This window comes from Bacillus aerius (assembly GCF_029894105.1).
Taxonomy (GTDB): Bacteria; Bacillota; Bacilli; order Bacillales; family Bacillaceae; genus Bacillus; species Bacillus altitudinis.
In genome coordinates this window covers 680,323-697,257 of sequence record NZ_JARYHO010000001.1, presented here as the reverse complement: position 1 = coordinate 697,257, position 16,935 = coordinate 680,323, and the positions used below count along the sequence as shown (strand labels likewise).

Sequence of the window (16,935 nt, the reverse complement as noted above, 5' to 3'; positions counted from 1 at the left end):
TGGGGTTTGTCTACGGTCTGAAAACCGCTCAATAAATGAGCGGTTTTTTCATATCTCATAAAAATGCGTGTCCGGAACATGCTTCTTTGCAATAAACCCCTGCTGAAAGTCTGGAAAGACCTTTTGCACCTGTTTAATTTTCAGATGAATCAAATCCGCATACGGAATATACAAATGATCCACCAGCTTTTGTTCTGTCATATAGTAATACCAATTCAGATTAAAGGTATTTTCATCAATGATCGTAAAGGCAGAAAAATGATAGAACAGCAGTGGACATTCATCGAGGTACATATCTCCTTCCACAACGGAAAGCTTATAGTTTTCAATATTCCAAATCGCTGCATTGGCACCTTTAGATGCCACCACATGGACACCCTCAAAATCATCGACCCATCTTTCAACATACCGCTGATCACCATATGTCTTTTTTTCCGTATCCATTTCTACTGTACAGTGCGCAATACAGTTCTCTTTCCACTGCGTCACAGCCCGTTTGGCCACATCTGTGTTTCGGCAACCTACAAACCCCGTATTAAAACGGCCGGATAATTCATAAAAGTGATAGAATCGCTTGGAATTCATATGATCTGTCAAAAATACATGAGCGAGTGGATTTTCTGCAAATATCACCTCTGGATCATGATAAAAATATAAATCCGTATCCAAATGAGCGAGATAATCTGCATCAGAGGACTCTAAAATTTTGAGTAGAAACGCAGGCTTAAGCGTCCAGCAATACTCATGGAACGTACGATCCGCCTTTGCTTTTCGCAGCGAATCATCTTCCACATCTTCAAGCTGTTCATATTGGACATGTGGATGAGGAAACTGACTTAACACTGTGTAAGCCAAAGGATCAGCACATAAGACAGAAAGTTTGTATGATTGAGCCGTCTGCTCAAGTGAATGAATCAGCGCCAGCAGCTTAAATACATGGGTATTCGACACAATGGTTGTGAAATGATAGGATGCCATCTACAACACATCCACTTGGAACAAGTCAACATGCAGCAGCTCTTTTGTGAGCCCTTGAATGGCCTCTGCCAGCACCGTGCATCCATGTTCCTGCTTGGCAAGCTGGACCGCCTCTGACAGCTTTTTCAAAGGGAAATGCTTTGCCGTCAGCACGTCCTTTTGATCACGTTTAATGCCCACATTCCGCTCTGTGATCATATGAAGCAGCTCCAAAAAATAAGCGAGCAGATCATCATATGCTTCATTCTTACGCAGCTGGCGAATGTCTTTCACGATATCATTTGTCACGGTATGAGAAAATGGTCCAGAGAAAGCCAAATGAACATCAATCGAATCAATATTGTTGTACTTCTCGCACATATACAAAATGTTATATTTGATGTCATCGAATGACGTTAAATTACTTGGATGTTCCTGATGCACACTTAAAATATCCTCACGCAGCTCAAATGAGAGGCCAAGCTGATGCAGACGAATGCCTAAATCATAATCCTCAAACCCGTATCGAACGATTTTTTCATCAAACATCCCTAGTTCCATAACATGCTTTCGCTTGACGGAAGAGTTATTTGTGATAAAAAATCGCCACGGCAATTGATAAGAACTTAAATCATAGTCGTACGTGTTTAAAATGTCTTTCAGGATATCAATAAATTCGGACTGCAAGTCGAAGCTTCTCTCTAGAAATGCGCCGCTTTTCACTTCCTCCATCGACACAAGAGACGTTTTGTCTTTCATTTTCCGCTGATACAGCCCTTGTTTTTTTAATCGTTTCATATGATCTTGATCAAAACCGGTGTAAAAATAACGGTAGATTCGCTTCCAGCATACACCGCAAATGACACGGTCCTCATGATCAGCATGTGCCTCTGCGTGCTTTTGAATAAATTGGGGCTCTGCCAACATATCACTGTCATGGAATATTAAAAGGTCTCCCTCTGCCTCACGAATGGCATGATTGCGCCCCTTGGCAATTCCTTGATTGACAGGAATACGCACCTTTTTGAATGGAAAGTTCACCTCAATGTGTTCGAGCATTTCCATCGTGCCGTCCGTTGACCCATTATCAGCAACAATGACCTCAAATGGAATATCGGTTTCCTGAAGCGTTAAGGAAAAGAGGCTCCCTTCTAAACGCTCTTTCGCATTATAACTCGGAATAATGACGCTGACCTTCGGCTTTTCATTCATGCGCCATCCTCCTCCAGTTTGGCATAGCCGTTAAACATAGGATGGACTTGTTCTACCGATTCAATCACATGACGCAGCACTTCCCGATAGGCTTCTTGGAAAAATGGCAAGTCATCTCTTCCTTTTTCATGGATTTGCTGCATATCATCTTTGCTTAAGATCCGAAAACCACTGAAATGATAGCAAATGAGTGGGCTTCCATCCTCAAGCAAAATACGTCCATTCTCTTCCTGATAAGAATGCTGGCCATAATTCCAGTGACCAATATTCACACCCTTTGTTTGAATATCTTCTACTTTTTCAAACAGCACCGGCATATGATCCAAATACCCTTGATCGCCAAATTTTCCTTCTCCAGGCGCATTTTTGCATTCTTTTAGACATTCTTCTTTCCACCAGCTCAGGCACTTCCGGCCGGCTTCATCTCCTTTAAAATGCAGGAAGCCTGAGTTATAACGCCCTAAAAGTTTCTGAAGCATCTTCACTTCCTCTGGATCAAAGCTTGGAATGACAATATCCCCTCTTGATAGAAGCACAGACGCATCAGGCTGATTTTGAAAAATCACTTGTGGACTCTCATAAAAGAACAAATCCGCATCAAGATACGTCACTTCCTCCGCCTGGCTCTGCTTAAATAGCCACTCAATCCAAATCGGTTTTAATGTCCAGCAATATTCCGAATCATTTCGTTCCTTTTTGATCTCTAGAAGCTCAGGCGTTTCAAGCTCACGCACATGAACAAGATCGACATGCGGGAAATTCATTTGATGAAGCAAATCAAATGCAGCATCATCCATACATAACGTCTTGATGACAGCATCATCTTCTACTTGCTTCAACGATAAGAAAAACGCAATGGCTTGATAAAGTCTTCCACTTGATAGAACCGTACAATATATGCTGTTCATCTGTTTACACCTCTATTTTTGAAAGAATTCGCGGTACCATTCAATTGTCTTTTCTAACCCTTCATCAATGGAGTAATCAGGCTTCCAATCAAGCAGCTTTCTCGCCTTTTCTGCTGATAAATATTGATGCTTAATCTCATGCGTTCCTTGATTCAAAATACGAGGTTTTAGTTCACTGCCCATCGCCTTTAAGATTTTATCAACGAGCTCAAGCACGGTCAGCTGAATTTCATTACTAAAGTTAAATGCTTCTCCTGCAAGCCCTTTTTCCTCCATTTTTTCAGCTAGCAGTAAATAAGCCTTGACCGCATCTTCAATATAGAAATAATCACGGATAAAGGTTCCGTCACTTCTAATTTCTGGCGCCTTTCCCTCTAACACAAGCTGGATGGTTTGCGGAATGATTCGGTTAAAATTCAAATCCCCGCCTCCATATAAATTACCGCAGCGCGTAATACAAACCGGAAGACCATATGTGTTGTAGTACATGTGAGAAATTAAATCTGCACAGCTTTTTGACACATCATATGGGTGCTTACCGTTAAGTGGCATGTCTTCATCATAAGGAAGCTGCTCTTGATCTCCGTATGCTTTATCACTTGATGCCACGATCACTCGTTTGATAAGCGGCTGCCTTCTGCACGCCTCCAGCACATTCCATGTTCCTAAAATATTGGCTTCAAATGTAGAGACCGGGTGACGATTTGCGACCCCAACAATCGCTTGGGCGGCCAAATGAAAGACTGTATCAATCTCATATTCTCCTAACGCACGTTCTATCGTTTGCATGTCCTCAAGTGCGCCTTGGACGACATTCATCTTTTCAAATTGACTGCCTTGATATAAGTTCGATCTTGGCACCTGATCACGTACAAGCCCTGTTACGTTTGCTCCTTGATCAATCAATTCCTTGACAAGGTAACTCCCTAACAATCCCGTACACCCGGTCACAAATACGTTTTTCCCATTCCAAAATCCGCTCATGCTGTCACCAAACCTTCCATGGTTGTTTTCCATCTGCCCACATGCCGTTGATTTCTTTCAAGTTTTTATACGTATCAATTGCTGTCCAAAATCCGTGGTGCTCATAGACTGCAAGTTCACCATCATTCGCCAAGTTTTGAAGAGGCTCTGCTTCAAAGACGCATTGATCATCATCTGTTAAATAATCAAAAACCTTTGGAGACAACACAAAAAATCCTCCATTGATCATCCCGATACTGTCTGTCTTCTCAGAGAAGGATTGTGCCATCCCGTTATACACCTTCAGCGTGCCGTACTGTGATTTCTTTTCAATACCTGTGACAGTGGCAGCTGCTCCAAGCTCTTGATGGCGCTTGAGCAAATGAAACATATTGATATTGGCAAGTCCGTCCCCGTACGTCATCATAAATGTCTCATCACCAATATAATCCTGTACCTGCTTTAACCGCCCGCCTGTCATCGTATTCTCACCCGTATCTAAAAAAGTGATTTTCCAGTTCTCCGAATTCCCTAAAAGCTTTATTTCCCCTGTCGACATATCCAGCTGCATGCTGTGATGCCGCCAGTCGTAGTTGAGAAAATACTCTTTGATTTTCTCTCCTTTATATCCAAGCAATAAGATAAACTCGTCTACACCGTAATACTGATAGATTTTCATAATATGCCATAGAATAGGCCGATCTCCGATCATAGCAAGTGGTTTAGGAAGCGCTTGTGTGACCTCACTCATTCTCGTTCCCTTTCCTCCGCAGAGAATGACTGCTTTCATCTTCTCCCCTCATCTCTCTATGAAAATTTTTGATTGAAAACCCTATCTTCATGCGGAAAATCAGTACATGTACCCTTATACTTTGTCCGACATCAGGTTTTGAATCTACTCTATTCATATGTTGGAATAAGAGAGGGTGCCACCTAGCATTTAACTATTTTTACAAACAAAAAAGAGCGAGATTTGCATTCTCGCTCTTTCAAAGTTTAAATTGTATATTTTCAGGGTAGATGGTATGATAAACATGTGCATATACAGCACAAACAGCCTCTTTCGATAAAGAGACTACTAGATTGAATGAACTCAAGTGGCAGCTTGCTTCATTCTTAATATGAATCACGGAGGTGAATTCCCATGGCACAAAATGTACTTTGTGAAGTGAACTCTTGCCGTTTTTGGGCTGACAACAGCTGTACAGCTTCTACCATTAAAATTGGTAAAAGCACAATGACTGACGTGACTCGCAATGCTGAAACGGATTGCGAAACATTTGAAACAAAATAATACATGATTTTCTGAGATGAAGGAACTGGCAGGTTCCTTCTTTTCTTTTATCATTCTATCAAGAATGATAATTATTATCAAGCGTTTTTCACGAAACATTTCTCGGGAAATAATGACACGATATTTCTCCATTCGTTGACGATTTTCACTCCTTTTTCTATACTCAACATATCCAAAGAAGAAAAAGTGGTGACCAATCAGTGGATTTTACGATACGTTTTCTATCATTCTATGTGGTTGAAATAGAAGGCAAAGAGGAACAAGCAAATAAACGGTTTAAACATTACCAAACATTAGACCAAGAGGAATTTGAACAAAGTGAGCTGAAAGACTTTCTAGACGGTGAGCTTAAAAAAATCGTCAAACGAAAAGTGGACAGACACCCTAAGTCTGAGCAAGTACCGACTAAAATCGGACGTTTCATTGTCGAACCCGGCCATGAACTCGATTCAAATCCAAACTACAATTTATTTCATCAGACGAGATTTGCAGATACAAAAGAAGTATTTAACGAATGCAGTGAACAATTTGTTCGCACCTATTTAGATACAAGTGCTGTCAGAGGCGGCGTGTTTCTGGTTGCATCTGCGGTTCCTAAAAAATATTTCGATGACTCTTTTGTCTTTATCATGAAATGCGATTTTGAACAGAAAGTCGCTTCTATTGCTGATACATCTACCTTGATCAAAAAAGTAGAAATGGCGATTACAACAAAAAACATGAAATCGATTCAATACCCGTTTATGCCAGAAGAGGGCATGACAGAGGAAGCCGAAGTGAAAATTCATCAATCCTCACACGCTCGTTATTTTGAGGACTTTCTAAAATTCGTCGAATACGGGGAATCGATGCCTGAAATCATGAAATCACAGGTCATGAATATGGTGCAGGAACATGTATTTGAAACATTTCAGGATGAAAGTGAAGAATTAAAACAATTTGAAGAGGACCTTGAAATATGGGAAGCAAGTGAAAAACGGGAGATTCGGGAAACACTCGATACAGAACAGGTCACGCTAGCCGCTTCACATATTGTTGAACAAACCCCTGATATCACGATGAAGATGCGTCTAGGCGAAACAGAAATTAAAGGACTTTTAGCCGACTTCGGCCACTCGATTCATATTGCAAAGGTCAACAATCGATATGTCGTGCTCGTTGAAGCAGATCAAATTGTATTTGAAAAAGGAAGCACACCTGTTGAATTCCATAAACCCAATGGCTTGAAAGAGGTCGTCAGCCAGCTGACGCAAAAAGCCTATGATTCAGACTTAGAATAAGAGAATATGACTGCCTCCTGCGATCAGCTGCATGAGGCAGTTTTTTATATAACGCTTTATTTTTTACACTGCACTAGAAGAAACATGCTGCCCGCTTCTTATCCACATGCTGACGAGCATTAAGCTTATGATAAGCATCAGCCAAAAGACGCTGTTTGTTCCGAAAAACTGGATCAACGTATACCCACACAAAGGTCCTAAAGCAGCCCCCATATCTTGAACAAAAGAATAGCTGGCGAGAAAGCGGTTCTTATCTGTTTGAGCAGAAGCTTTTTGAAAGGCAAGTGTATCGGTGAACGTTGTGACAATTGTTGCCATTAGTTGAATCAAAAGCAGCATCAATAGGAACCAGCCGCTTACCTTCAACATGATCACAAGAAAACTGAGCCCTCCAAATGAAAGAAACATCCAGCATAACATTCGTTCCTTCATCACAAGACGATCAAACCATTTGCCCGTTCTCGGTGCGAGAAATGGTTCCCATCCCCACCTGAGTGCTTGAATAACACCGCTTAAAGCCGAAGCTCCGATGACAAAGCCAAACAGAGTCAATTCATCTTGGTCAATCTTTGCTTCAATGACATGACTCAGCGTGGATGCGAATAAACCTTGGATGATCAGTGCGATCAGCATGCCTGTTATCAGTACTTTTACCACATCTCGTGTAAACCACTTCTGTTTGATGCCATGATACACCTGCGTGCCTTCTCTCTTTTCAATTTCATCCAACGATACATAAAAAATGCAGCCCATTAATGTGAGTAAGCCAAAGACAAGCGTCATGGACTGAAAACCGATCAAGCTGGCAAGGATTCCACCAAATAACATGCCAAATAAACTGCCAAGCCGGTAAAGCCCATTATAAAGACCCGTCAAATGTCCTTGTGAGCCTACGTCCATTTCAGCCAAGACCCTCATCCCACTCATACGGAGTAACGTCCAAGCGAGACCCCATGCACAGCGGCAAATCAATAGCAGCCAAAATCCACTCATACCATATAATATCGTGGTCACTGACGCGATCATAATTGCGATCAGTACACCGGTCTTCATTGGGATATATCGATAAAGCCACCATACGACAGGTGCTAGCGGGATACGAATGAATCGGTTGATAGACAGCAGTAACCCCACCTCCCAAATGGATGATAAACCAATCTCTTTCCAATAGACCGGGAGAACAATATAGAGCATTGAATCCGCAATAAGGGCAAATGCTGTGATGAGCGCAATTGACACCACTTGCTTTTGACGACGATCCATTTTTTCTTCCCCCTTCGCTACCTTTACGATAAGGGATACCTTATAATAAATCTAATGAATGTTTTTGATTGAATCATCAAAATAATTGATAGGCGGTGCAAAGATGAATTTACATGCCCTCCGTATTTTTGCAAAGGTAGCCGAAACAAAAAGTGTCACACAAACGGCAGACGTGCTGTCTTTGACGCAGCCGGCTGTGACGGCACAATTACGAAGCATTGAACGAGAGATCGGTTTTCGTCTTTTCAAACGAAACGGCCGGGGGATTACACTGACAGAGATGGGAAAGATCCTGTATCCATATGCCCGGCAAGTATTCGAGGCGGAAAAAGAAGTAGAATATCAGATCACCCTTCTGCAAAACGGAAAAAAAGGAAGACTCAGAATTGCTTCTACCTACGTACCACTTAACTTTTTACTGCCTGATTGGCTTGCCTCTTTTAAAACAGCATCGCCACAGACAGACATTGAATTAAAAAGCGGAAACTCCGCTCAAGTGATCGAAAGCCTGCTTCAATATCAATCAGATGTGGCGATCGCCGTAATAGAAGATCTGCACCACGAAGATCTTCACACCTCTCACTTGACTGATTTAAGTTATGACTTTATCGTGCCTGTGGATCACCCGTTAAATGGACAAACCGTCCCCCTAGAACGCCTAAGCCATGAACCTTTTTTAATGCGAGAAGAAGGCAGTTCGACGAGAGACAAGCTTTTTTCCCTTTTTACCGCTAAAGGAATTAAAAAACCGACCGTTGATTTACAATTCAGTGATGTCCACGAAGCCATTCAAATGATCAAAGCTGGCTATGGCATCACCCTTGTTCCTCGTGACGCTGTTCAGCGAAGCTTAGAACGTGGAGAGATTGGGCGCGTGTATATCGAAGGAATTGACATTATCAGACCTGTTGTGGTCTGCAAACGGGCGAATGACCTTGAGGAAAATAGGACGGTGAATGCTTTTCTGCAAATGAAAGACATCGGACCCTTTATAGCACCTGACTCCAATTAAAAAAGTGCCTGCTTCAGCAACAGGCACTTTTTCTATTCGGATGGCTGAACAAGATCAAATGGGACCGCTTTTGAGGCTTTTACTAGTTGTTCTGGGGTGATGAGTATTTCATTTCCCCATTCTCCCGCTCCAACGCCTAATATCTCTTCTTCTAATAGCGATGCTTCGATAATCGTGCGGAACCCTTCAGGCTGCCAACAAAATGGCGGAATAGAGCCAATCCGATAGCCTGTCACTTCAAGCACCGTGTCAGGTGAAGCCATTTTGATATTGCGAGAGCCTGCGGCTTTCTTTAGTTTCCCTGATTTGATGTGCTGGTCAGCACCCACCATTACAAGTAGCTGCTCCCCTTCCCCTGTTTCAAAGATCAATGTTTTGATCATTTGTCTTTCTCTAAAACCAAGAGCTGCCGCTACATTCGCTGCGCCCTTCTCTGTGTCGGCAGAAAATGTTTTGATGTCATACGGGATGCCATGCTTGTCCAAAAAGTCATGTGCTGGTAATTTTTTCAATGGATTAAACCCCTTTCCTTACGATGTTCATTCATTTAGCTTATCACAATCCTCTCATCCTTAAGATGTATTTTTCAATGGAAAGCCTCTAGCTCCTTCACTCTCATGCTATACTGAACTTGTTTTTGAAAAGGAGCCGATTCGATATGGGAAAAAAGTTTTGGTTTTACACAGGCAGTAAAAGCCTCCTGATGCTGAGTGATATCGTTTTTGTGATGACGATTACTTTTGTCATTTATCAAGATACACAATCTGCTACCTATGCCGCATTATTTCCACTAATAAGAACGCTATGTCAACTATTGGCTGGGCTCCTCTCTCCTGTTTTAACGGATCGCTTTCAATCCTATCATCTATTGAAATGGCTCCCTCTTGCACGTCTTGTGATGTTGATTGTATTTACAGCGCAATTCCCTTTCTTTCAGCAGCATATCGTCTGGCTGTTTGGTGCACTCATACTCATTTCGATGACAGGCGGATTCATCAGTCCTTTATTACAGGCGATCATGCCAATCCTTGTGCAGGCAAATCAGCTTATTCAAGCGAACAGCACAGCCTCCATTTTTCAACAAATAGTTCAAATCGCCGGCTATTCGTTTACCGGAATGCTCGTCTTATGGATTGGGCCAACTTATTTATTAGGTTTCACTTGTCTCATGATCGCATGTTCTTATCTATTTTTCGTGCCCGTTTTGCCTTTGCTTAAGCGAGAAAACACGACCCAAAGAACGAATCAATTAAACAGTTTCAAAGATGGCTGGACGATCATTTGGAAAAATAAAACGGTTCGTACCCTGACTTTCATGGATGTAAGTGAAAATATAGCGGGGGCGATTTGGATTGGAGCCATTACACTCGCCTTTGTCACGCACGATTTGAATGAAAGTGAGGACTGGTGGGGATTTATCAACGCTGCTTATTATGCCGGTGCTATTATAGGCGGACTGCTCGCTGCGTGGATGAGCCGGCTGATCCAAAAGCAGCTGCTTCTTTCTATGGCAGCAGGTTCATTCATCTATGCAGGACTGACGATTCTTTTTGCCATGAACACTCTTCCATGGCTTGCTCTTCTGCTTTGTATTCTGATGGGGCCTGCCTATCAAATTCGAGATGTCTCACAGCAAACCATTCTTCAAACGGAAACGCCTATCCATGATTTATCAAAGGTGTACGCCGCTCACTACGTGCTTTCATCTGTCTCTGTCGGTTTATCTATTTTCTTTGTTGGGATGATTGCAGATGCCTTTGGCGCGCGGTTTGTGTATTTGTTAGGCGGACTGTTTGTACTCATCTGCTCAAGCATTGCCATCACCACTTTCATGATGCAGAAAAAAAGAGCGGCTGTTTAAGGCAGCGGCTCTTTTACTTTTCTTTTAACATCGCAAACATGTCACGCGCCATTGCTTCTAGGATATATACAACGGGTGTCTGTGTAGTAATGTTGGCTCTATGGACTCGTTCGTCTGTAACGTAATAAGCAATATTCAAGTCAGAAATACGAGAAATTGTACAGTGCTGATTGTTTGTAATACTAATGATCGTGCTGCCTTCTCTTTTAAGTTTCGAAATATGATCAATCGTAATACTGTTCTCTCCTGATACCGACAGCACAATGGTGACACTATTGTCTAAATACTGCATATTCATCGGGAAAAACGGATCGTTGATGTAGAATGAAAATTTCTCAAGACTCGAAAAGTACCTTGCCCCATACTGCGCCAAAATACCAGAACTGCCCGTCCCAATAAACAGCACATTCTTTGCACCCGCAATGAGCTTCGCTGCCTCTTTAATCTTCTCCTCAAAATCTCCTTTAAGTGTCCGTTCGATAAATTCATACAGGAAATGCTGCGTGCTTTTCAAAGAAGGTGTTTGTTCTGCTTCTAAATACATTTTGAGCTTCACCTTAAATTCTGAAAAGCCTTCACAATTCACTTTTCGACAAAAGCGAAGGACAGATGAGGTCGATATATGTGCGGCATCTGCCAAATCACGAATTCTCATATAGACGACTTTTTCACTGTTTTCCATAATGTATCGGTATAAAGCGCTTTCTAGTTCATTAAAGCTGGAAATGACCTCACTTGAAAACATCTGACTTCCCCTTTCTCCAACAACATGACACAACACGTTTCTTTTATGTAACAAATCTCTAAATAAGGCACCCTTGCCTAAAGACGCTGAAACCGTTTACGCACAAGGGACTCTCACGATAAGCTATAGATGTACAAACAAATGATAAAAGATTGATTCACTCTATTATAACATTGTGCGTTACATTATTCGGAGGTGCAGAACATGGCAAAAGGATTAAAGGTTGTCACAATCGGCGGAGGATCAAGCTATACACCAGAACTTGTCGAAGGATTCATTAAACGGTACGAGGAATTTCCAATTAGCGAACTTTGGCTCGTCGATATCGAAGCAGGTAAAGAAAAGCTTGAGATCGTCGGAAATCTTGCAAAACGCATGGTGAAAAAAGCAGGGCTTCCAATCGAGGTTCATTTAACTTTAGATCGCCGGAAAGCACTGGTAGACGCTGATTTCGTCACAACACAATTCCGCGTCGGATTACTGGAAGCACGTATGAAGGATGAACGCATTCCTTTAAAATATGATGTCATTGGTCAAGAAACAAACGGTCCAGGCGGTCTATTCAAGGGTCTGCGCACCATCCCTGTCATTCTTGAGATTGTGAAAGATATTGAAGAATTATGCCCGGATGCTTGGCTTGTGAATTTCACAAATCCAGCTGGTATGGTCACAGAAGCCGTACTTCGCTATTCAAACCATCGCAAAGTCGTTGGACTATGTAACGTACCAATCGGCATTCGCATGGGCATCGCCAAAGGACTTGATGTCGACGCAAGCAGAGTCGAAGTCAGCTTTGCTGGATTAAACCATATGGTATTTGGACTGAACGTGTTCTTAGATGGCAAAAGCATCATGGATCAAGTGATCGAAGACATGGCAGATCCAAACTCTACGATGTCGATGAACAACATTCACGCCATTCCGTGGGATGCAGATTTCTTAAAAGGGCTTGGCGTAATCCCTTGTCCGTACCACCGCTACTATTACAAAACAAGTGATATGTTGGCTGAAGAAAAGAAAGCAGCAGAGAATGAAGGAACTCGTGCAGAAGTCGTCCGTGCACTAGAAAATGACCTGTTCGAGCTTTACAAAGATCCTGATCTTGATATTAAGCCGCCACAACTTGAAAAACGAGGCGGTGCTTACTACAGTGATGCAGCATGTAACTTGATCGCATCCATTTATAACGACAAGCATGACATTCAGCCTGTAAACACAATCAACAATGGCGCCATCAGTGACATTCCAAATGATTCTGCCGTTGAACTGAACTGTGTCATCACAAAAGACGGCCCAAAACCAATTGCTGTTGGTGAAATGCCGGTCGCTGTCAAAGGACTTATTTCTCAAATTAAATCCTTTGAACGTGTAGCCGCTGAAGCAGCCGTGACAGGCGACTACAACACAGCACTTGTCGCCATGACCATCAATCCGCTCGTCCCATCAGATGCCATTGCAAAAAGCATCCTAGATGAAATGCTAGAAGCACACAAAGAATATCTGCCACAGTTTTTCAATAAAGTAGAAGCATAAAACAGAACCGCACTTGTGAAAAGTGCGGTTTTTCTTATTTCCCGGCAAACAACTGATCCATCTGAGCACGGTCATAGTCTAAGAGCCAGTGCTGTAAACCTTCATAAACTGGACGCAGATGTTCTGGATCTGCCGCAATAAGATCGCAGCCTCGATCATCATATAAGTGGAAAATCATCTGTTTTGAGAGATTGATGAGATAAATGTCATAACCAAGCTTTCCTTTCAAGATTTGATTCGGTTTGTAGAAATCCTCTTGGCATATGGCTTGTAATAGCGGGCGCAATCGAATATCTTGCAACTGACACTTGAGTGTAAATCTCTCTCTTTTCATTGTTTCTTCTTGTTTTGGTTGTATATAGGTCAAACGCTCGTGACGCAATCGGTGACGCACTTGTCGGTATGCATATTTCTGATAAACTAGGAGCTTTTGCTTCGTTAATTCATGTTCATGCTGCGTATAGACATCCGTGACAAGTAGAATATCGTCTTCTGGATCAAAAGCATATCTGATAATTTTTAAAGCCCGATCGCCTGCTTTTTCTAATACAACCGATTCTTCTCCTAATGACCAATCTGCCACTTCAAAGCGAAGACCAAAAGGCCACCTATAAAAAAGAGACGGCGTGAGGACAAGATCAGGAAAATGACTTTTTAAAAAACGATTGGTTTGATCGCTCATCTCATGTCCTTCCATTGGTTTTATTTCTTATTTTACCGTTGAAACTGATGGAAATTCAATTGGAAATAAACTGTCATTTCTTATATGATAGAAAGAGAGGGAGGTGTGACCAATTGAAAAAATGGTTTTTACAGGTGTTCCTCACCGCATTGATCACGATGTGGATACAGGCTGGACTTGATCAGGCGAACATCATTCATATCAACAATGTATGGGTCGATGTCAGTAGCTGGATCCTAATCTTCTTTGTCATCTACGCACTTTTTGAATGGACTGCTCACGTCTTAGTAAAACGGAAAATCGCTCATCGCTGAACATCTCTTTTTACAGAGATGTTTTTTGTTGAAACTCTTCCTGCACAAGTTCATGAATGACGCCCATTCCTGCCTGACTTCCAGCTGCTGCTGCAAGAACAAGCTGAGCAGGTCCGCCTAAATTATCACCACATGCAAAAATACCGCTGACGGTTGTACGCCCAAGAATATCTGTTTCAATGCCCCCATTTTTCGTCATTTGACAGCCTAGTTTTTCAGCAAAAGGGGTTGACTGCTTGAAATCACTTGCGACAAATCCGCCTTCTCTTATCACTATCTCTCCATTTACAAGCTGAAGAGAGCGTAGCTGACCATTGTCATGATGGATCGCTACAATTGGCACATCAATAACTTGAATAGAATGTGTTGATAACAGTGCTTTCTCCTCTTCAGCTAACACTTGCTGTCCATTTGTAAATACAATCAAATCGTTTGTCCAATTGGAAAGAAGTTTCGCCATATGCAAAGCGCGCTGGTTCTCTGCAATCAGGGCAAGTGGCTTGTCCTTCAGCTCCCAGCCATCGCAGAAAGGACAGCTAAACAACGTCTTTCCATACACTTCATGAATCCCGTTGATCTTTGGTAATATGTCCTGAAGTCCTGTGGCCAAAATGATTTTTTTCGCTTCGAATCTTTCTCCTTCTTGTGTCAGTAACGCGAAGTTATCCTCATGATTTTGTATCTCCACAACTCTGCTTCGTTTGATTTGGATATTGGGGTAGTTTTGAAGATCCGCTTCTCCCGCTTGTCTGATCTCAAACGGTGTCATTCCATCGTTTGTAATAAATCCATGTGATTCATGAGTCACTCGATTTCTTGGCATCTCGTCATCGAATATCATGACCTGTTTTCTGCCCCGCCCCACAACAAGAGCTGCATTTAATCCGGCTGGCCCGCCTCCAATAATGGCACAATCTAATATCATATAAACCGCTCCTTTTCATTCAAGACTTTAAAGACTCTTAATATCTATAATTAGTTCAAAAAAATCACATGTTGAAAAATGGATTTTTTTCTGTCTGCTCTATTTGGCTTGCAATATCAACTAATCGCTTTTGACTTAACGTTTCCTGCATTTTCGTTTCAACATCCTGCATGACTTGTTCAATCAAACAGCCATCGTGAGGCATGAAAGAATCATGTGCTAAGGAACAACGAAATAAATGGGTTTGTCCTTCTACCGCCTGAATAACGTCTAGAAACGAAATGTCCTCCTTCTTTTTCAGAATGGTGTAACCACCTTTTGCGCCAGGTGTTGATTCAATCAATCCCGCCTTCACAAGCTTTGTTAAAATTTTAGATAAATAGGTAGGTGAAAGATCTTGCATCTTGGCGAGAGGCTCAACGCCTATTGCTTTCCCCTTTGGTGCAAGGGTTAAAAATACCATCGTATGCAGCGCATAGTTGGTCGCTTTAGAATATTTCATAGAAACATTCCTTTCTATCTATTGTAGACCTTTTATATCTGTAATTGATCATAGAGGATTCAAGAAGAAAAAGCAAGTATTGTGGATCTGCTTCTTTTTTCATTCCACATTTCGCATTTCCTTCCGATAATAGAAGTAAGCACGAATAAAAGCTTGATGAAGACTAGAAGGAGTGAAAAAAATGTCAGATCAACAGCACAATGCAGCACACGAAGAAGAAGAGGAATTTAACGTATACGACATGCTTCCACCCGCAGGAACAATCATTGGCGAAGCAACAGAAGAAGAAATGGAAGCTGCGGCAGCATTAGAAGTGAGACATTACGCCTTTATGCGTCTGCAAGACTCGTACATTCAATTTGATGGATCTTCTTATAAAGAATTGCTTAAAGACTTTCAAGAACTAGAATTTGATTCTGCAAAATTTTGGAGAGCCATCGCACGACGCCTGCAAGTCCCATACGAATGGCCAATCCGAATCGACCATGCAAACGGCCCTATTTATATTGGTGAAACAGAAGATAGCCGTGAGGTTGAGGAGAGTGCAGAGTAAAGGAATTGGTGACCCCCTTTTGGTGAGGGGGTCTATTTTAAAATTGATAGATCTTATTCCTCTAAATCAAATTCCAATGCGATTGATATATTAAAGGCAATGTGGGGCATTTCATCTATTTCTGATTGATTCAAACGCTTCGCAAAACGACGTGCATGCTCGACAACATCAACATGCTGCTTAATCATTTCGTCATTCATTATAAAGATCGTATTGATTGCCCAGCCAACAGTCGTTAACATTTCTTCGTCCTGAAGGGTTTCCATATATGTTTCTACTTCAGAAAAAATCCACTTGATATCATCAATTTGTTCCACTTGGAAATTCGAGATTTTTGAAAGCTGTTCAGGGTCTTTGGTTAAAAAGATATCTTTCACTTCTTCTTTTGATAATGGCGGATTCTGCTTTTCATATTCAGCCTGCCACTCTTCATCTGACATCCCATCTTCTTCGCTATCTTCTGCGGTATAATGCCCTGCAATTAGTTCATCAAACGAATCCGCTAATTTGAAATCCGTCTCATATTCTAGATCAAAGTAATGAATCGGCGGATGTTCCTTTGTTTCTCTATAATCCAAAGCGATCCACGTGTGACCATCCCCACAAATCAGTACAAGCCCCTCAGGCAATTCCCATTCTTCTATTAAATAATCACTGTCCATAATACCTTCGCCTTTGGCAATTCCTCTTAAGTGATCAAATGACACATGATCCTCTGCCCATCCATTCGGCTGGTCTGTTGGAAAAGCATTATGCAAGGTATAACCGCCATTTTGTTCGAGGATAAGCTTCTTATATGTATCAGGCAAGGTGACGCCTAGTTTCTTTTCTGCTTTTGCAATGCCTTTTTCATTGATTTTCTTAAAAGTCTCTTCACTTTCTCTGTCTGTGTCCCAAAATGGTTTCAAATAAAATACCTCCAATTGTTATT

At 41.7% G+C, this 16,935-nt stretch carries 19 protein-coding genes; 7 read left to right on the top strand and 12 right to left on the bottom strand.

Going from position 1 to position 16,935, the window contains the following annotated elements; translation table 11 throughout:
- Positions 1 to 48: 48 nt before the first annotated feature.
- The 5 genes from M2353_RS03560 to rfbF are packed head-to-tail and all read right to left on the bottom strand — an operon-like array spanning position 49 to position 4,830.
- A complete protein-coding gene (locus tag M2353_RS03560; RefSeq protein WP_284724960.1) occupies positions 49 to 978 on the bottom strand; it encodes a putative nucleotide-diphospho-sugar transferase in 930 nt (309 codons plus the stop codon).
- Positions 979 to 2,169: a glycosyltransferase family 2 protein gene (locus tag M2353_RS03555; RefSeq protein WP_284724959.1), complete on the bottom strand. Its 1,191-nt coding sequence runs from the start codon at positions 2,167 to 2,169 to the stop codon at positions 979 to 981.
- On the bottom strand, positions 2,166 to 3,077 hold the full coding sequence (locus tag M2353_RS03550; RefSeq protein ID WP_163116088.1) for a putative nucleotide-diphospho-sugar transferase: 912 nt from the start codon (positions 3,075 to 3,077) through the stop codon (positions 2,166 to 2,168). The genes M2353_RS03555 and M2353_RS03550 overlap by 4 nt, the downstream gene beginning before the upstream one ends.
- A gap of 12 nt (positions 3,078 to 3,089) precedes the next feature.
- Complete coding sequence (locus tag M2353_RS03545; protein WP_133124489.1) at positions 3,090 to 4,061, bottom strand: GDP-mannose 4,6-dehydratase; 972 nt, start codon at positions 4,059 to 4,061, stop codon at positions 3,090 to 3,092.
- Between the two features lie 4 nt (positions 4,062 to 4,065).
- On the bottom strand, positions 4,066 to 4,830 hold the full coding sequence (rfbF, locus tag M2353_RS03540) for a glucose-1-phosphate cytidylyltransferase (protein WP_096881107.1): 765 nt from the start codon (positions 4,828 to 4,830) through the stop codon (positions 4,066 to 4,068).
- Positions 4,831 to 5,184: 354 nt separating this feature from the next.
- On the opposite strand from rfbF, the gene M2353_RS03535 reads away from it, so the two are divergent.
- On the top strand, positions 5,185 to 5,334 hold the full coding sequence (locus tag M2353_RS03535; protein ID WP_008344201.1) for a DUF1540 domain-containing protein: 150 nt from the start codon (positions 5,185 to 5,187) through the stop codon (positions 5,332 to 5,334).
- Between the two features lie 200 nt (positions 5,335 to 5,534).
- Entirely contained in the window at positions 5,535 to 6,614 is a 1,080-nt protein-coding gene (locus M2353_RS03530; protein WP_017360425.1) for a DUF3900 domain-containing protein, read from the top strand.
- Between the two features lie 63 nt (positions 6,615 to 6,677).
- On the opposite strand, the gene M2353_RS03525 is transcribed toward M2353_RS03530, so the two are convergent.
- On the bottom strand, positions 6,678 to 7,877 hold the full coding sequence (locus M2353_RS03525; RefSeq protein WP_284724958.1) for an MFS transporter: 1,200 nt from the start codon (positions 7,875 to 7,877) through the stop codon (positions 6,678 to 6,680).
- A gap of 103 nt (positions 7,878 to 7,980) precedes the next feature.
- On the opposite strand from M2353_RS03525, the gene M2353_RS03520 reads away from it, so the two are divergent.
- On the top strand, positions 7,981 to 8,889 hold the full coding sequence (locus tag M2353_RS03520; RefSeq protein ID WP_284724957.1) for a LysR family transcriptional regulator: 909 nt from the start codon (positions 7,981 to 7,983) through the stop codon (positions 8,887 to 8,889).
- A gap of 32 nt (positions 8,890 to 8,921) precedes the next feature.
- On the opposite strand, the gene M2353_RS03515 is transcribed toward M2353_RS03520, so the two are convergent.
- Positions 8,922 to 9,401, bottom strand: coding sequence for an aminoacyl-tRNA deacylase (locus tag M2353_RS03515; protein WP_073414509.1), 480 nt, complete (start codon positions 9,399 to 9,401; stop codon positions 8,922 to 8,924).
- A 146-nt stretch (positions 9,402 to 9,547) separates the two neighbouring features.
- Here M2353_RS03515 and M2353_RS03510 point away from each other — a divergent pair, with 146 nt between their 5' ends.
- The gene (locus M2353_RS03510; protein ID WP_284724956.1) at positions 9,548 to 10,750 is read left to right on the top strand and encodes an MFS transporter; all 1,203 of its coding nucleotides are present in this window, start codon (positions 9,548 to 9,550) and stop codon (positions 10,748 to 10,750) included.
- 13 nt (positions 10,751 to 10,763) lie between these two features.
- On the opposite strand, the gene M2353_RS03505 is transcribed toward M2353_RS03510, so the two are convergent.
- Positions 10,764 to 11,495: a MurR/RpiR family transcriptional regulator gene (locus M2353_RS03505; protein WP_045034443.1), complete on the bottom strand. Its 732-nt coding sequence runs from the start codon at positions 11,493 to 11,495 to the stop codon at positions 10,764 to 10,766.
- A gap of 204 nt (positions 11,496 to 11,699) precedes the next feature.
- Between M2353_RS03505 and M2353_RS03500 the strand changes: the two genes are divergently transcribed.
- Positions 11,700 to 13,028: a 6-phospho-beta-glucosidase gene (locus M2353_RS03500; protein ID WP_056408143.1), complete on the top strand. Its 1,329-nt coding sequence runs from the start codon at positions 11,700 to 11,702 to the stop codon at positions 13,026 to 13,028.
- Positions 13,029 to 13,062: 34 nt separating this feature from the next.
- On the opposite strand, the gene M2353_RS03495 is transcribed toward M2353_RS03500, so the two are convergent.
- Positions 13,063 to 13,710, bottom strand: coding sequence for a DUF3885 domain-containing protein (locus M2353_RS03495; RefSeq protein WP_284724955.1), 648 nt, complete (start codon positions 13,708 to 13,710; stop codon positions 13,063 to 13,065).
- A gap of 113 nt (positions 13,711 to 13,823) precedes the next feature.
- On the opposite strand from M2353_RS03495, the gene M2353_RS03490 reads away from it, so the two are divergent.
- Positions 13,824 to 14,024, top strand: coding sequence for a hypothetical protein (locus M2353_RS03490; RefSeq protein WP_024718613.1), 201 nt, complete (start codon positions 13,824 to 13,826; stop codon positions 14,022 to 14,024).
- A 10-nt stretch (positions 14,025 to 14,034) separates the two neighbouring features.
- On the opposite strand, the gene M2353_RS03485 is transcribed toward M2353_RS03490, so the two are convergent.
- On the bottom strand, positions 14,035 to 14,949 hold the full coding sequence (locus M2353_RS03485; protein ID WP_024718614.1) for an NAD(P)/FAD-dependent oxidoreductase: 915 nt from the start codon (positions 14,947 to 14,949) through the stop codon (positions 14,035 to 14,037).
- Between the two features lie 64 nt (positions 14,950 to 15,013).
- Positions 15,014 to 15,451, bottom strand: a complete 438-nt coding sequence (locus M2353_RS03480) for an Rrf2 family transcriptional regulator (RefSeq protein WP_024718615.1) — start codon at positions 15,449 to 15,451, stop codon at positions 15,014 to 15,016.
- 181 nt (positions 15,452 to 15,632) lie between these two features.
- Between M2353_RS03480 and M2353_RS03475 the strand changes: the two genes are divergently transcribed.
- On the top strand, positions 15,633 to 16,004 hold the full coding sequence (locus tag M2353_RS03475) for a hypothetical protein (RefSeq protein ID WP_024718616.1): 372 nt from the start codon (positions 15,633 to 15,635) through the stop codon (positions 16,002 to 16,004).
- A gap of 53 nt (positions 16,005 to 16,057) precedes the next feature.
- On the opposite strand, the gene M2353_RS03470 is transcribed toward M2353_RS03475, so the two are convergent.
- The gene (locus M2353_RS03470) at positions 16,058 to 16,912 is read right to left on the bottom strand and encodes an SMI1/KNR4 family protein (protein ID WP_284724954.1); all 855 of its coding nucleotides are present in this window, start codon (positions 16,910 to 16,912) and stop codon (positions 16,058 to 16,060) included.
- Positions 16,913 to 16,935: the final 23 nt, after the last annotated feature.

Excerpts from the sequence above, each read along its gene's own strand:
- M2353_RS03480 (WP_024718615.1), bottom strand. The coding sequence starts at position 15,451 with ATGAAATATTCTAAAGCGACCAACTATGCGCTGCATACGATGGTATTT.
- M2353_RS03475 (WP_024718616.1), top strand. The coding sequence starts at position 15,633 with ATGTCAGATCAACAGCACAATGCAGCACACGAAGAAGAAGAGGAATTT.
- M2353_RS03545 (WP_133124489.1), bottom strand. The coding sequence starts at position 4,061 with ATGAGCGGATTTTGGAATGGGAAAAACGTATTTGTGACCGGGTGTACG.
- M2353_RS03560 (WP_284724960.1), bottom strand. The coding sequence starts at position 978 with ATGGCATCCTATCATTTCACAACCATTGTGTCGAATACCCATGTATTT.
- M2353_RS03535 (WP_008344201.1), top strand. The coding sequence starts at position 5,185 with ATGGCACAAAATGTACTTTGTGAAGTGAACTCTTGCCGTTTTTGGGCT.
- M2353_RS03505 (WP_045034443.1), bottom strand. The coding sequence starts at position 11,495 with ATGTTTTCAAGTGAGGTCATTTCCAGCTTTAATGAACTAGAAAGCGCT.
- M2353_RS03525 (WP_284724958.1), bottom strand. The coding sequence starts at position 7,877 with ATGGATCGTCGTCAAAAGCAAGTGGTGTCAATTGCGCTCATCACAGCA.
- M2353_RS03550 (WP_163116088.1), bottom strand. The coding sequence starts at position 3,077 with ATGAACAGCATATATTGTACGGTTCTATCAAGTGGAAGACTTTATCAA.
- M2353_RS03495 (WP_284724955.1), bottom strand. The coding sequence starts at position 13,710 with ATGAGCGATCAAACCAATCGTTTTTTAAAAAGTCATTTTCCTGATCTT.
- M2353_RS03510 (WP_284724956.1), top strand. The coding sequence starts at position 9,548 with ATGGGAAAAAAGTTTTGGTTTTACACAGGCAGTAAAAGCCTCCTGATG.
- M2353_RS03520 (WP_284724957.1), top strand. The coding sequence starts at position 7,981 with ATGAATTTACATGCCCTCCGTATTTTTGCAAAGGTAGCCGAAACAAAA.
- M2353_RS03555 (WP_284724959.1), bottom strand. The coding sequence starts at position 2,169 with ATGAATGAAAAGCCGAAGGTCAGCGTCATTATTCCGAGTTATAATGCG.
- rfbF (WP_096881107.1), bottom strand. The coding sequence starts at position 4,830 with ATGAAAGCAGTCATTCTCTGCGGAGGAAAGGGAACGAGAATGAGTGAG.
- M2353_RS03500 (WP_056408143.1), top strand. The coding sequence starts at position 11,700 with ATGGCAAAAGGATTAAAGGTTGTCACAATCGGCGGAGGATCAAGCTAT.
- M2353_RS03485 (WP_024718614.1), bottom strand. The coding sequence starts at position 14,949 with ATGATATTAGATTGTGCCATTATTGGAGGCGGGCCAGCCGGATTAAAT.